This window comes from Mesorhizobium sp. CNPSo 4689 (assembly GCF_057784325.1).
The window spans coordinates 1-566 of record NZ_JBWLUZ010000108.1 but is presented as its reverse complement, the minus strand read 5'-3'; the positions used below and the strand labels follow the sequence as shown (position 1 = coordinate 566).

Annotated in this window: 1 protein-coding gene; it reads left to right on the top strand. The window is 58.3% G+C overall.

The features are described 5' to 3' along the window. The coding region (locus AC04SI_RS33345) for a hypothetical protein (RefSeq protein ID WP_488475738.1) at positions 1 to 204 on the top strand (204 nt) is incomplete at its 5' end. Positions 205 to 566 lie beyond the last annotated feature (362 nt).

Genomic DNA, 566 nt, shown 5'->3' with positions numbered 1-566 from the left:
GAGGAACTCGCTGTCCTGGATGCTTGGCGATTTGAGAAAAGACTTCCTAACCGTGCTGAGGCAGTGCGGGCGTTGCTTCAACGCGGTCTCATGGCCAAGGGCTATGAGACAGATCGGGGCGCACGTTCGGTCGAATTCGGCGTTCTTCATCTTACCATTCGCACTATCGGCGGCCCCAAACCAATAGGCTTAAAAGGGAAGTGAAAGAAGTAGCCGGCTAGCTACGTCCAGCCGTAGCGACACGCGACCCCCGTTGCCGGCTGTTTGCGAGGTCAGCCGGATGATTAGGTGCCCGCCGCCGCGGGAACAGTAGCGGGCACCTAGGTTTGCCGCCGATGAAGGGACTTTGCTCGGCAGCCCGATACCAATGTGTAGTCAACGCCTTGGTTGCCCCATCGGTCCTCTGCCTTTGATGCTTGGACTTCGGTCCGGCGCCCTATCGGACCATGGCCCATCGGGGGAACGAACCCATTGTGGCCTCGTTGTGCACCAGTGAAGTCGGCATGAGGAGCAAGGAAATGGACGATCGAGATAACAGCGTTATGGAGGCTGGATGGCTTCTTGCT